This window comes from Pseudomonas sp. ASL3, assembly GCF_056680425.1.
Window position 1 is genome coordinate 4,460,896 of record NZ_CM155281.1, and the last position, 13,540, is coordinate 4,474,435.

14 protein-coding genes are annotated in these 13,540 nt (G+C 57.4%); 7 read left to right on the top strand and 7 right to left on the bottom strand.

Features of this window, described 5'->3' with window-relative positions; genetic code table 11:
* Positions 1-42: 42 nt before the first annotated feature.
* Positions 43-1,005, bottom strand: coding sequence for a thioredoxin-disulfide reductase (gene trxB, locus AC1MEE_RS20645; protein WP_480411418.1), 963 nt, complete (start codon positions 1,003-1,005; stop codon positions 43-45).
* A 164-nt stretch (positions 1,006-1,169) separates the two neighbouring features.
* The gene (locus tag AC1MEE_RS20650) at positions 1,170-1,769 is read right to left on the bottom strand and encodes a peroxiredoxin (RefSeq protein WP_480411419.1); all 600 of its coding nucleotides are present in this window, start codon (positions 1,767-1,769) and stop codon (positions 1,170-1,172) included.
* A gap of 249 nt (positions 1,770-2,018) precedes the next feature.
* On the opposite strand from AC1MEE_RS20650, the gene cysZ reads away from it, so the two are divergent.
* The 4 genes from cysZ (at position 2,019) to AC1MEE_RS20670 (ending at position 6,061) form a co-directional block, all read left to right on the top strand.
* Positions 2,019-2,774 (top strand): sulfate transporter CysZ, encoded by a 756-nt coding sequence (gene cysZ / locus AC1MEE_RS20655; RefSeq protein WP_480411420.1) that lies wholly within the window; start codon positions 2,019-2,021, stop codon positions 2,772-2,774.
* A 138-nt stretch (positions 2,775-2,912) separates the two neighbouring features.
* Positions 2,913-3,224 carry a hypothetical protein gene (locus tag AC1MEE_RS20660; protein WP_480411421.1) on the top strand — a complete coding sequence of 104 codons (312 nt, stop codon included), beginning with the start codon at positions 2,913-2,915 and terminating at the stop codon, positions 3,222-3,224.
* 290 nt (positions 3,225-3,514) lie between these two features.
* Complete coding sequence (locus tag AC1MEE_RS20665; RefSeq protein WP_480411422.1) at positions 3,515-4,033, top strand: hypothetical protein; 519 nt, start codon at positions 3,515-3,517, stop codon at positions 4,031-4,033.
* Positions 4,034-4,885: 852 nt separating this feature from the next.
* Entirely contained in the window at positions 4,886-6,061 is a 1,176-nt protein-coding gene (locus AC1MEE_RS20670) for a glycosyltransferase family 4 protein (RefSeq protein ID WP_480416287.1), read from the top strand.
* Positions 6,062-6,153: 92 nt separating this feature from the next.
* On the opposite strand, the gene AC1MEE_RS20675 is transcribed toward AC1MEE_RS20670, so the two are convergent.
* The 4 genes from AC1MEE_RS20675 to AC1MEE_RS20690 form a co-directional block, all read right to left on the bottom strand.
* Positions 6,154-7,257 (bottom strand): NADH:flavin oxidoreductase, encoded by a 1,104-nt coding sequence (locus tag AC1MEE_RS20675; RefSeq protein ID WP_480411423.1) that lies wholly within the window; start codon positions 7,255-7,257, stop codon positions 6,154-6,156.
* Positions 7,258-7,273: 16 nt separating this feature from the next.
* A complete protein-coding gene (locus AC1MEE_RS20680) occupies positions 7,274-7,885 on the bottom strand; it encodes a TetR/AcrR family transcriptional regulator (protein WP_480411424.1) in 612 nt (203 codons plus the stop codon).
* Positions 7,886-8,061: 176 nt separating this feature from the next.
* The gene (locus AC1MEE_RS20685; RefSeq protein WP_480411425.1) at positions 8,062-8,544 is read right to left on the bottom strand and encodes a glutathione peroxidase; all 483 of its coding nucleotides are present in this window, start codon (positions 8,542-8,544) and stop codon (positions 8,062-8,064) included.
* A 121-nt stretch (positions 8,545-8,665) separates the two neighbouring features.
* Complete coding sequence (locus tag AC1MEE_RS20690) at positions 8,666-9,151, bottom strand: FKBP-type peptidyl-prolyl cis-trans isomerase (protein WP_480411426.1); 486 nt, start codon at positions 9,149-9,151, stop codon at positions 8,666-8,668.
* A gap of 13 nt (positions 9,152-9,164) precedes the next feature.
* Here AC1MEE_RS20690 and AC1MEE_RS20695 point away from each other — a divergent pair, with 13 nt between their 5' ends.
* The 3 genes from AC1MEE_RS20695 to AC1MEE_RS20705 all read left to right on the top strand — a co-directional run bounded on the left by AC1MEE_RS20695 (position 9,165) and on the right by AC1MEE_RS20705 (position 12,660).
* On the top strand, positions 9,165-9,461 hold the full coding sequence (locus AC1MEE_RS20695; RefSeq protein ID WP_480416288.1) for a DUF3565 domain-containing protein: 297 nt from the start codon (positions 9,165-9,167) through the stop codon (positions 9,459-9,461).
* Positions 9,462-9,577: 116 nt separating this feature from the next.
* Complete coding sequence (gene pta, locus AC1MEE_RS20700) at positions 9,578-11,668, top strand: phosphate acetyltransferase (RefSeq protein WP_480411427.1); 2,091 nt, start codon at positions 9,578-9,580, stop codon at positions 11,666-11,668.
* An 83-nt stretch (positions 11,669-11,751) separates the two neighbouring features.
* Positions 11,752-12,660: an acyltransferase gene (locus AC1MEE_RS20705; RefSeq protein ID WP_480411428.1), complete on the top strand. Its 909-nt coding sequence runs from the start codon at positions 11,752-11,754 to the stop codon at positions 12,658-12,660.
* Between the two features lie 144 nt (positions 12,661-12,804).
* On the opposite strand, the gene AC1MEE_RS20710 is transcribed toward AC1MEE_RS20705, so the two are convergent.
* Entirely contained in the window at positions 12,805-13,503 is a 699-nt protein-coding gene (locus AC1MEE_RS20710; protein WP_480411429.1) for a YiaD family glycine zipper/OmpA-like lipoprotein, read from the bottom strand.
* Between the last annotated feature and the right edge of the window lie 37 nt (positions 13,504-13,540).

Here is a 13,540-nt window from a genome sequence, read left to right on the forward strand (position 1 = left end):
AAACCGGCCGAGGCCGGTTTTTTTGCAGCGCTAAACCGACGTTTAGAGCGAAGCGTTCTGCAGGTCGTCGAGGTAACGCTCGACGTCCAGTGCCGCCATGCAACCGGCACCGGCCGAGGTAATCGCCTGACGGTAGACGTGGTCAGCCACGTCACCTGCCGCGAAGACACCTTCAACGCTGGTCGCCGTAGCATTACCTTCGCTACCGCCCTTAACCACCATGTAGCCATCCTTCAACGTCAGCTGCCCTTCGAACAACGAAGTGTTCGGCGTGTGGCCGATAGCGATGAACACGCCATCGACTTTCAGCTCATCGCTGCTGCCGTCGTTGTTTTTCAGGCGAGCGCCGGTCACGCCCATGTCGTCGCCCAGCACTTCTTCCAGAGTCGCGTTGAGCTTGAGCACGATTTTGCCTTCGGCAACGCGAGCATGCAGCTTGTCGATCAGGATCTTCTCGGCGCGGAAAATTTCGCGACGGTGAACCAGGGTCACTTTGCTGGCGATGTTGGCCAGGTACAGCGCCTCTTCCACTGCAGTGTTACCACCGCCAACCACTGCGACTTCGCGATTGCGATAGAAGAAACCGTCGCAGGTTGCGCAGGCAGACACGCCTTTGCCCATGAAGGCTTCTTCCGACGGCAGGCCCAGGTAACGGGCGCTGGCACCGGTGGCGATGATCAGGGCGTCACAGGTGTAAGTCGCGTTGTCGCCTTTGAGGCTGAACGGCTTGCCGGCCAGATCCACCGCATTGATGTGGTCGAACACCACTTCGGTCTCGAAACGCTCGGCGTGTTCACGCATCCGCTCCATCAACACCGGGCCAGTCAGGCCGTGGACGTCGCCAGGCCAGTTATCGACTTCGGTGGTGGTGGTCAATTGACCGCCAGCCTGCATGCCGGTAATCAGCAATGGCTTGAGGTTGGCACGTGCCGCGTAGACCGCTGCGCTGTAACCGGCAGGGCCGGAGCCGAGAATAATCACTCGGGAATGACGTACATCTGACATGACACACTCCTATTGACCGGCCATCGTTACGCGTGGTCGGAACGCCGGCGTACCGGCGGGAATAAAAGAGGACCGCACAAGCACTTGGGGAAGGCTTACAACACGGCAGTCCTGAAAATCTGAGGCTGCGACCGGGGCCGCAGCCAGGGTATTACAGGTTCCAGTTACAGGTTCTTGGCGTTTTCGGCCAGGTAATCGGCAACGCCCTGAGCGTCAGCCTTCATGCCTTTTTGACCTGGGCGCCAGCCGGCTGGGCAGACTTCGCCGTGCTCTTCGGTGAATTGCAGTGCTTCGACCAGACGCACCATGTCGTCAACGTCACGACCCAGCGGCAGGTTATTCACCACCTGATGCTGAACCACGCCTTGCTTGTCGATCAGGAACGAGGCGCGCAGAGCGACGCCGGCTTCATGCTCGATGCCGTAAGCGCGAGTGATGTCGTGTTTGACGTCAGCCACCATGGTGAATTCGACTTCACCGATGCCGCCTTTTTCCACCGGAGTGCTGCGCCATGCGTGGTGAGTGAATTGCGAATCGATGGAAACGCCAACCACTTCCACACCCAGCTCGCGGAATTTAGCGATGCGATTGTTGTGGGCGATGATTTCAGATGGGCAGACGAAGGTGAAATCCAGAGGCCAGAAAAACAGAACCACGTATTTGCCGCGCAGGGAGGACAGCTTGAAGCTGTCGACGATGGAACCGTCACCCAATACCGCAGCTGCGTCGAAATCCGGGGCTTGCTTGTTTACCAGTACGCTCATGATGACTCCTTGGAGATTAAAGTTTTAGGGAGAGATTGATAAGTTGCCGAGAAGCTTATCGAGGTGGTGAAGATTAAGGAAATATCGTTTCATAATCCACCTTATAGGCATCCTCTATGCCGACAACCTTTATATCAACGCCTGACGATAGACTTTACGCCCTCAGGTTTGTTACCGCGAATGTCTCCACTTTCGCCCGTCCCACAAAGCCGGTAAGGTCGGCGCGTTTTCCACTGTTCGGAGGCTGCCATGCCTGCTCCTGCCCTCACTGGCCCGCAATACCTGCGCGAGGGCCTGAAACTGGTCCTGAGCCCCGGCTTGCGCCTGTTCGTCCTGCTGCCGCTGACCATCAACTTGCTGCTGTTTAGTGGCTTGATTTACCTCGCCATGCATCAGTTCGGCATGTGGGTCGACACCTTCATGCCAGCGCTGCCGACCTGGCTGAGCTTCCTCAGCTACATCATTTGGCCGCTATTCGTGATTCTGGTGCTGTTGATGGTGTTTTTCACCTTCACCCTGATCGCCAACGTCATCGCCGCGCCCTTCAACGGCTTTCTGGCGGAAAAGGTCGAAGTGGTGGTGCGCGGCAGCGATGACTTCCCAACCTTCAGCTGGGGCGAATTGATCGCCATGGTGCCGCGTACCTTCAGCCGCGAGATGCGCAAGCTTGGCTACTTCTTGCCGCGGGCCATCGGGTTGCTGATTCTGTCCTTCATCCCGGTGGTCAACCTGGTCGTCGCGCCGCTGTGGTTATTGTTCGGCATCTGGATGATGGCCATTCAGTACATCGACTACCCGGCGGACAACCACAAACTCGGCTTCCCGGAAATGCTCGCCTGGCTGCGCGCCAAGCGCTGGCAGAGCCTGAGCTTCGGCGGCATCGTTTATCTGGCGCTGCTGATTCCGGTGGTCAACATCCTGATGATGCCAGCGGCCGTGGCCGGGGCGACGTTGTTCTGGGTGAGAGAGCGTGGGGCCGAGGCGTTGGTGACGACGAAGCATTAATTTAGCCGTCATAACTATGTATGTGCGGCCGCCTCGCCAGATCCCTTCTAATAGCGCTTCCAACACACCAGTCCATTAGCAATACCCAACGGAGCATGAAGCTCGATAAGCATGGACGCTAGATAAAGGAAGATCACCATGAACACTGAAATCATTCGCGAAAAAGCACGCAGCGCGCTAAACGCGGCACTTGAAAGCTGGAACCTCAACGCTGACGCCGTCTATATCAACGGTGTCAACAACCTGACCGAACGCCTGGTCATCGGTTCCAGCTCGCTGACCGAAGAAGCGGTACAACGCATTCTCGAAAAAGATGAACCGTCGTACTCCTTTAGGGCCGCAGGTCTGTTTTCGGTTGCTTACTCGTTCGCCGATGAACATCGCGTGGACGGGCCCGATGCGGAAACCCTGAGCGGTATCATTACCAAACTGGTTCGCACACTGGGTTGATCGTCATACCCTACATGCCCGCGCCATAAGGTGCGGGTGTGTTTGATAGCGCCTACTTCGAAAGCAAATAGCAGAAACCTGCTTCACACCGACATTAAAAGATACATATCGGCAACTTCTTCCCTTTGCTGGCAAAACCGTGCCACCCACATCAAAAGCGCAGTGGCGTGTACCTTTTTATAAATAGACAATACCCCCCCATTTCTTTACCCCTCCTCCTTCCGTAACACTTCACTCTTCGTAGCTGGCATTCATATTGCGTAGTCACCCAGTCACTACGGAGGACTGACATGGCTATAGTATCCAATACACCGTTATTGTTTCCCACTGCATCTCAATCTATTTCTGCGCCCAAAATATCGCCACCGGCGAACTCGCAGAATCTGAATGCGCCTTCTTTTACTCAGGTCATGGAAAAGCTGACACCCGACATATCGCCCCCAAGCGAGACCGGCAAGTACACGCGAAGTGCCAAGGTTACTGAGGTACGTGAATGGGTGCTGAAGACAGCCGCTGAGGATCCAGAAAAAGCGGAGATGTGGGCTCATTTGTATGCCTACAATTCGCTGAGCGGACCTTTGCTAGACACCACTGACCTTCCAATATTGAGGCTTAGCGCAACTGGGGAAATTTATACGAAGGGGATGCAAAGTTACTATGGGCAGGTATGGCAAGCCATGCAGGGTGACCGCTCAGTACTCTATGAATCTGAAATAGCCAAAGGTACGCCAGCCGTAAAAATTCTGGAGAAGGTATTCGCCTACAACGATGCGCTCCCGGAGGAGTTCAGGAGAATAGCGGATTGGTGAGCAGGTCAAATGGCCGTCTCAGGGAGTTGCCCTCCCCGAGACGGCCACCTCAACTTACCACGATACGGTCACGGCGCCTCCCAAACCACCAATAGGGACCGGAGAGCTGCTCCGATTATTGGCCACATGAATCCTGAAGAACAACGGCTGCGACGGGTTACTACCGACGAACCTATTTGTGGAGCCAGTACGCCGGCGAGACACGTCTTCGCAATTGTTGACCGTTCCCTGACAGAGGAGAACCACGAGCCCCCTTGGAAACCCAACATAATTCCAGTTCCAACTCACACTGGAAACCCTCGCCCCAGGTTGCGACACAGCCGTAACAGGCAAATGAGCCATATAGGTATGCCCCTTGGAATGAACCGTCGGAAGCGTCACCGTCGAATGATACGACCCCGCCATCGACACCTGCGAAAACATGACCAGTGCCGAGACCATGCCCCAAACAGCGCAGCGACCTTTTGTAAACTTCATTTTGTTACGCATAGGAAAATCCTTACAAATATTATTTTTTGGACAGCAGTATCCCTGAAGCTCAATGCTGCATATCCGGGAGTGCCTGAGTGCTAAGTTCTAATCGTTGGAACTTATAAATGCGGAAGGCAAAGCTCACGTTACATACAGAAAAATGCGCGTCAACGAATTACTTAACCTCACTAATATTTAAGGAAACGCCTTACAAAATAACTTGGAAAAAAGTAAGAACCATCCTACTTATCTTTAATAGCGACATTTCACCCCCTACAAATATAGGGGGTGCTTCACCTGACTTACCGCCCAATCACTACCGTCACAAATCCATCATCCAATCGCCATAGAAGCGCCATGACATCAGTCGAAACTGGCGTCATGAGTACGATCCTGCATGTCACCCTGATTACCGAAACCTTTCCCCCCGAAATCAACGGCGTGGCCAATACCCTTGGTCGGCTGTGTGACGGTTTGCGTCTGCGCGGCCATCGTGTCGAGCTGGTGCGACCGCGCCAAATCGATGATCAAGATCCAACCGCCGATGACAATCTGTTGTTGTGCCGGGGCTGGCCGATTCCCGGTTATCCCGGTTTGCAATGGGGGCAATCGTCGATGCATAAACTGCTGCGGCGCTGGACGCGGCAGCGGCCGGACGTGCTGTATATCGCCACCGAAGGCCCGCTCGGATTGTCCGCGTTGCGCGCAGCCAGACGCCTTGGGATTAGCGTGATCAGCGGTTTTCACACCAACTTCCAGCAATACACCAACCAGTACGGGCTCGGGGTTTTCGCCCGCGTGCTGACCCATTATTTGCGCTGGTTTCACAACCGCTCACAGATGACCGTCGTACCCAGCGTCAGTCAGAAACTGGAGCTGGGGCGTCGTGGTTTCGAGCGCGTTGAGTTGCTTTCGCGGGGCGTCGACAGCCAGTTGTTTCATCCTTCGAAACGCTCGGCGGAACTGCGTGAAAGTTGGGGACTGAACGTCGGCGATATCGCCGTGCTGCATGTCGGCAGGCTCGCGCCGGAGAAAAATCTGGGTCTGCTCAAAACCAGTTTTGAAGCCCTGCAAGCGGCTTATCCTCGACAAACGTTAAAGCTGATCGTCGTGGGTGACGGCCCGCAACGCGCAACGCTGGAGCAACAATTGCCGGGCGCGATTTTCTGCGGAACGCAACGCGGTGAAACGCTGGCGGTGCACTATGCGTCAGCGGATCTGTTTGTATTCCCGAGCCTGACCGAAACCTTTGGCAACGTGGTGCTAGAGGCCCTGGCATCCGGGCTGGGTGTCATCGCGTATGACGAAGCCGCCGCTGCCCAGCATATCCGCCACGGCCACAATGGCGCGCTGGCGATGCCGGGGGACGAAGAGGCGTTTATCGATGCGGCACGCTGGGTGCTGGAAGACAGCGAAACCCTGCGCAGAGTCCGCTTGAATGCGCGGCAACACGCCAGTCGTCAGGGATGGGATGCGATTATCGATCTGTTTGAAAGGCAACTGCGCAGTGCGTGTGAGATAGGCAACAAGGCGTTGCCCATGGGGCAATTATTGTAGGAGCGTGGGGGACGCCTAGTTCTTGCCCGCGATAGCGTCAGGCCTGACACACCGCGTCAAGTTGATCGCGGGCAAGCGCGCTCCTACAGGTTTTAGACCAACGTCATCAAGGCGTCGCGGCTGAACGGCAGGATGTCCTGTTCGCGGCCATCACGTACCTTCACTGCCCAATCCGGGTCCACCAACAATGCGCGGCCTACGGCCACCAGGTCGAACTCGTCGTCGTTCAAGCGTTGCAGCAGGTTCTCCAGGCTCGCGGGTTGCGCGATCTTGTCGGTATTGACCATGAATTGCAGGAACTCGCCATCCAGACCGACGCTGCCCACGGTAATGGTCGGTTTGCCGGTCAGCTTGCGCGTCCAGCCAGCCAGGTTCAGGTCGGAGCCTTCGAACTCGGGTTCCCAGAAGCGGCGTGTTGAGCAATGGAAGATATCCACGCCTGCGTCCGACAGCGGCTTGAGGAATTCGCCCAGCGCTTCCGGCGTCTGCACCAGACGTGCGCTGTAATCCTGCTGCTTCCACTGCGAGAAACGGAAGATGATCGGGAAATCAGGCCCGACAGCTGCACGCACCGCCTCGATTAATTCGATGGCAAAACGCGAACGGTTAGCCAGGTCGCCACCATATTCGTCAGTACGCTGATTGCTACCTTCCCAGAAAAACTGATCGACGATGTAACCGTGGGCGCCGTGGATTTCCACGCCGTCCATGCCGATCGCTTGTGCGTCTTTCGCCGCCTGAGCGAACGCGCCAATCACGTCCTGGATATCTTGCCTGGACATGCCGTGCACCACGACCTGGCCGTCCTTGAGTTTTTCCGTTGGCCCATAACCTGGCACGCTGGCATCAGGCTCGGTGCCGGTGCGCCGAACACTGCCCACATGCCACAGTTGCGGGACAATTTTGCCGCCTTCGGCATGCACCGCATCGACCACTTTTTTCCAGCCAGCCAACGGCGCTTCGCCGAAAAACTGCGGCACGTTGGCGTAACCGTTGGAAGCCTTGTGATCGACCGTCGTACCTTCGGTGATGATCAGACCTACGCCTGCGGCGGCACGCCGACGGTAATACTCAATGACCTTGGAATTGGGAACCCCACCTGGGGAGAACGAGCGTGTCATCGGGGCCATGACCACGCGCGATGGCAACTGCAAGCTGCCCAGATGAAAAGGTTTGAACAAGGCTTTGACTGGCATGTGACGCTCCTCGGGATCAATCGTTGTCAGTGGCGCCTGGCGCCAACAGGCGCTCAAGCTGGTTCAGAAAAATTTCCAGGGAGGCGACGCTGCCCCCCACTTTCATGCGCATCAACGCCCCTTCCCAGGCATTGGCGATAAATTCGGCGAGTGCGGCGCAATCGGTATTACGCGGCAACTCATCGGCCTGGCGTGCGTCCATCAGGCATTGGGCAAGAATCGCCACCGAACGCTCAAGGATGCTTTCCACCTGACTGGCGATGGGTAGGCAATCGTCTGCCATCTCGAAACTCAGGCTGCCGATAAAGCAGTGATATTCGGGTTTCTCCTGACGGGAAAAATGCCCGAGCAGGTCGCGGTAATAGCCCAGGATCCGTTCACGCGGGCTATACGCAGGCTCGGTCAACGCAGCGGCATAACGCAGCAATCGCGGCTCGTACAGGTGCTCCAGCGCCTGCACGGCGAAGTCTTCCTTGCTGGCGAAGTAGTGATAGAACGAGCCCTTGGGAATGCCCGCAGCCTGGACGATCTCCAGTACGCCGGTACCGTGATAACCACGACGGGTCATCAGGTGGGCGCCTTTGGCGAGGATCAGATCGCGTTTGTCGAGTCGAATGGATGTGCTCATGGCGCCGAGCATATGACCGGTCGTCTCGCTTCTGCCAGCACTATTGATTTGGGTGATTCAGGGATAAAAGTCAGGGAGATATCAACACGAACAGCGCGGGGGCAATAACAGGACGACGGGAGGGAAAAGCTTGCCGGGCTTGCTTGATAAGCAACCCGGCGGACAAAGCCTTTCGATCAACTCAAGGCTTTTTCGATAGCGTGAACCACAGCGGGGTCGTCGGGTGTAGTGCGGGGCGAGAACCGCGCCAGCACGCGTCCGTCTTTACCCACCAGAAATTTTTCGAAGTTCCAGGTGATGTCCCCCGGAAACTCCGCACCTTCACCGGCCAGCAAACGGTACAGCGAATGACGATGGTCGCCGTTCACTTCAAGTTTACTGCCCAGCGGAAAGGTCACGCCGTAATTGACGCTGCAGAACTCTTGAATCTCTGCCTCAGACCCAGGCTCCTGACCGGCAAACTGATTGCAAGGCAGTCCCAGCACACTGAAACCTTGATCCTTGTACGTCTGATAGAGATGTTCCAGTTCCGCATATTGCGGTGTCAGACCACACCTGGAGGCGACGTTGACCACTAGCACAACTTTGCCCTTGAGGGGCGCGAGAGGCAGTTCCTGGCCATCCAGAGCTTTTAATTTAGTGTCGTGAAAAGCACTCATGACGAACTCCCAAATAACTAGCGGACTAAAAAGGCGCCCGTATCAGGCTGTGCAAACGAACCTGTCGTTTTCACAATCCTGCCTGGGCGCCTCGCCGGCTAACTTAGCTTAGCAGCACAAATCAGTGGTGATGGCCGCCTTCGCCATGCACATGACCGTGAGCGACTTCTTCCTGGCTGGCATCACGGATCGCAATGATCTTGACGTCGAAATTCAGGCGCTGACCAGCCAATGGGTGGTTGCCGTCAACGGTGACTTCGTCGCCGTCCAGATCACGGATGGTCACGATCTGCATGCTGCCGTCGGGACCCGAGGCGTGGAACTGCATGCCAACTTCGAGTTCGTCGACACCTTCGAACATGCTGCGGCTCAGGGTGCTGACCAGTTCGGCGGAGTATTCGCCGTAAGCGTCTTCCGGCTCGACGGAGACTTTCAGCTCGTCGCCGACATTTTTGCCGTCCAAAGCCTTCTCCAGGCCCGGAATGATGTTACCTGCGCCTTGCAGGTAGACCAGCGGCGCGCCGCCGGCGGAACTGTCGATGACCTCACCAGCGTCGTTGGTCAGGGTATAGTCAATGGAGACAGCCTTGTTGGCGGCGATCGGCATGGGGGCAAGACCTTTGCTTAAGATTGAAGAACGAACAAGTTTAACCAAGCAATCGCCCGAAAGCGAACGCAACTCTGACGGACGGCCCGGATTGGAAAACCCGACACTTGTTGAATTTCGTCAGGACGAGGATGGCCACTGGATTGCCGTGCTTTCCTGCGGTCATACCCAGCATCTGCGCCACCAACCGCCATGGCAATCGCGGGCCTGGGTACTTGATCCGGCGCAACGGCAACAACAAATAGGCAAAAGCTTTAACTGTGGCTGGTGTGCGCAGCGCCCGGATAACGATAACCTTGTGCCCCATTGAGGTGCCGCGGATCGACAGCGCCCGGTAATCTGCAAAAATAAGAGTAAGTGACGTAACACACTATTTTTGGCTGGCAGCTCTGCGCCGCCCTTGCACTGCTCAATCGAGAAGCCCGCATGCAAACTTTTTTTATCGCCCCCACCGACTTCGGCGTGGGTTTGACCTCCATCAGCCTGGGCCTGGTACGCACGCTCGAACGCGCAGGGCTCAAGGTCGGCTTTTTCAAACCCATCGCCCAACCGCACCCGGGTGATCTGGGGCCGGAGCGCTCCACCGAACTGGTCGCCCGCACCCACGGCCTCAAACCGCCCAAACCGCTGGGCCTGGCCCATGTCGAACGGATGCTCGGTGACGGCCAGCTGGACGAGTTGCTGGAAGAAATCATCAGCCTTTATCAAGAAGCGGCGGTCGGCAAAGACGTGCTGATCGTTGAAGGCATGGTCCCCACCCGCCACGCCAGCTACGCCGCGCGGGTCAACCTGCATCTGGCGAAAAGCCTGGATGCCGAAGTGATTCTGGTCTCCGCGCCGGAAAACGAAGTGCTGACCGAGCTGTCTGGCCGGGTCGAATTGCAGGCACAACTGTTCGGCGGCCCGAAAGACCCGAAAGTCCTCGGTGTGATTTTGAACAAAGTGCGCACCGACGAAAGCATGGAGGCCTTTGCCGCCCGCCTCAAAGAACACTCCCCCTTGTTGCGCAGCGGTGATTTCCGCCTGCTGGGCTGCATTCCGTTCCAGGCTGATCTGAACGCTCCGCGCACCCGCGATGTAGCTGATTTGCTCGGTGCGCAGGTACTCAATGCCGGCGACTACGAACAACGACGCATGTCGAAAGTCATCATCTGTGCGCGCACCGTGCTCAACACTGTGTCGCTGCTCAAGCCCGGCGTACTAGTGGTGACTCCCGGCGATCGCGACGACATCATCCTCGCTGTCAGCCTCGCGGCCATGAATGGCGTGCCGCTGGCCGGCCTGCTGCTGACTAGCGACACGGTGCCTGATCCTCGGATCATGGAGCTGTGCCGCGGCGCGCTTCAGGCCGGCTTGCCGGTGTTGTCCGTGAGCACCGGTTCCTACGACACCGCGAACCAGTTGAACCAGCTGAACAAAGAGATCCCTATCGATGACCGCGAGCGCGCGGAAATCATTACCGATTTTGTCGCCGGGCATCTGGACGCAAAATGGCTGCACCAGCGTTGCGGTACGCCACGGGAAATGCGCCTGTCGCCAGCGGTCTTCCGTTATCAATTGATTCAGCGCGCACAGTCCGCCAACAAACGCATCGTCCTCCCGGAAGGCAGCGAACCGTTGACCATCCAGGCCGCTGCGATCTGTCAGGCGCGCGGTATCGCCCGTTGCGTGCTGCTGGCCAAGCCTGAAGAAGTGTATGCCGTAGCCCAGGCCCAGGGTATCGAGCTGCCGTCAGGGCTGGAAATTCTCGACCCTGACCTGATCCGCGAGCGCTATATCGCGCCAATGGTCGAGCTGCGCAAAAGCAAAAGCCTCAACGCGCCGATGGCCGAGCAGCAACTGGAAGACACCGTGGTGATTGGCACCATGATGCTGGCGCTGGACGAGGTCGACGGGCTGGTTTCCGGGGTCATTCACTCAACCGCCAATACCATCCGCCCGGCCCTGCAACTGATCAAGACCGCGCCGGGCTGCACCCTGGTGTCGTCGGTGTTTTTCATGCTGTTCCCGGAACAGGTGCTGGTCTACGGCGACTGCATCATGAACCCGCACCCAAGCGCCAGCGAGCTGGCGGAAATCGCTCTGCAAAGCGCCGATTCGGCCGTGGCTTTCGGCATTGCGCCGAGGGTGGCGATGATCAGCTATTCCAGCGGCGATTCGGCCAGTGGCGAGGAAGTGGAAAAAGTCCGTGAAGCCACGCAACTGGCGCACCGGGCGCAAAGCGATCTGCAGATCGACGGCCCGCTGCAGTACGATGCCGCCGCCAATGAAAGCGTCGCCCGCCAACTGGCGCCCAATAGCTCGGTTGCTGGCCGTGCCACGGTGTTCGTGTTCCCGGATCTCAACACCGGCAACACCACCTACAAAGCCGTACAGCGCAGTGCTGATTGCGTCAGCCTCGGGCCAATGCTGCAAGGCCTGCGCAAACCGGTGAACGATCTGCCACGCGGCGCTCAGGTCGATGACATCGTCTACACCATCGCCCTGACGGCGATTCAGGCCGACACCCTGTCCTGACATCAAACGTCCCTACCCTTGACCTGACTGCCGCCGGACACCCCGGCGGCATCCGATATCTTTTCGCGGAGGCCTTGGCCCACATGCTGGATTTTTTGCCTGCTCCATTTCGCGGGGTGATTGCCTCACTGCTGCTGGCGCTGAACACCCTCGTTTGCTGCACGCCTTTATTCATCGTCACTGTCGTAAAGCTGTGCCTGCCCTTCCCGGCCGCCCAGCGCTGCACCGACTGGCTGATGAGCCACATTCACGAAGCCTGGATTAGCAACAACAAAGCCTGGATGAACCTGCTGCGCAACACCGGCTGGCACCTGAGCGGGCTTGAAGAACTGGATTACCAGCACTCGTACCTGATCACCAGCAACCATCAAAGCTGGGTCGACATCATGGTCCTGCAATACGTGCTGAACCGGCGCATCCGCCCACTGAAGTTCTTTCTCAAACAAGAGTTGATCTGGGTGCCGGTGATTGGCGTAGCCTGGTGGGCGTTGGGCTTCCCGTTCATGAAGCGCTACTCCAAGGCCTACCTGGCCAAGCACCCGGAGAAAAAGGGCAAGGACCTGGAAACCACCCGGCGCACCTGCGACAAATTCCGCAATAACCCGGTGGGCATCTTCAACTTCGTCGAGGGCACGCGATTCACCGAGAGCAAGCACGCCGGGCAAAACTCGCCCTTCCGCCACCTGCTCAAACCCAAAGCGGGCGGCATCGCCTTTGTGCTAGATGCGATGGGCGATCAGTTGGAAGCCATCGTCAACGTCACCATTCACTACCCTGGCGGGCGCCTGGGCTATTGGGATCTGCTGTGCGGCAACATCAAGGACGTGGTCGCGCATTTCGAAGAAATCAAAATTCCGCCGCAGTTCATCGGCAACAACTATGACCAGGACGGTGAATACCGCCTGGAATTCCAGCAGTGGATCAACCGACTGTGGGAAGAGAAGGATTTACTGCTGGATCGACTGCATCGGGAGTATCCGCCGAAGCCTTAAGCGCAGACTAATTGTGGGAGCAATCGGGACGCGTAGTCTCATTCGCGAAAGCGTCAGGTCAGACACCAATGATGTCGGACTTAACGGCCCATTCGCGAATAAATTCGCTCCCACAGGTTTAGCGATCAACGCAAGAGTGCTGACTTACTGCTGCTGATACTGCTGACCAGGAATAGGCTTCAGGTTGACTTCAACCCGACGATTCTGCGCCCGGCCATTGACGTCGGCGTTGCTGGCAATCGGCTGATCCGGCCCCATGCCAGCCACGGCCAGATGGGAAGGATCGATACCTTGCGAGGTCAGGTAAGTGGCGACACTTTGCGCACGCTGCTGGGACAGGTCCATATTGTGCTGACGGCTGCCGGTGCTATCGGTGTAGCCGACGATCTCAATCATGTTCTGGTTGTACTGCTTCAACGAGCCCGCCAGGTTGTTCAGCGGCGAATAGAAGCTGGGGGCAATGGCCGACGAGTTGGTGCCGAAGGTGATGTTGCCCGGCATGATCAGCTTGATCTGATCGCCATTACGCTGCACCTCAACGCCGGTATTGGCCATGCTCTTGCGCAATGCGGCCTCTTGCTTGTCGGCGTAATAACCGTAACCGGCAGCACCGGCACCCACCACCGCTGCACCAATCAGCGCGCCCTTGCCACGGTTGCCGTGGTCGATGGCAGCACCGGCCACCGCACCCGCCAACGCGCCCAGACCGCCGTACTTGGCGGTCTTGCTGATGCCACCCGAGTTATCGGCCTGTCCCTGATCACTGTAAGGATTAGGTGATGCGCAACCGGCCAACAAGGCAACCGCAGTAGCGACAATCATCAAACGAGGCGTGGTGAACATTGGGAAACTCCTGTTTTACTTTTTTACGGCTCAATGA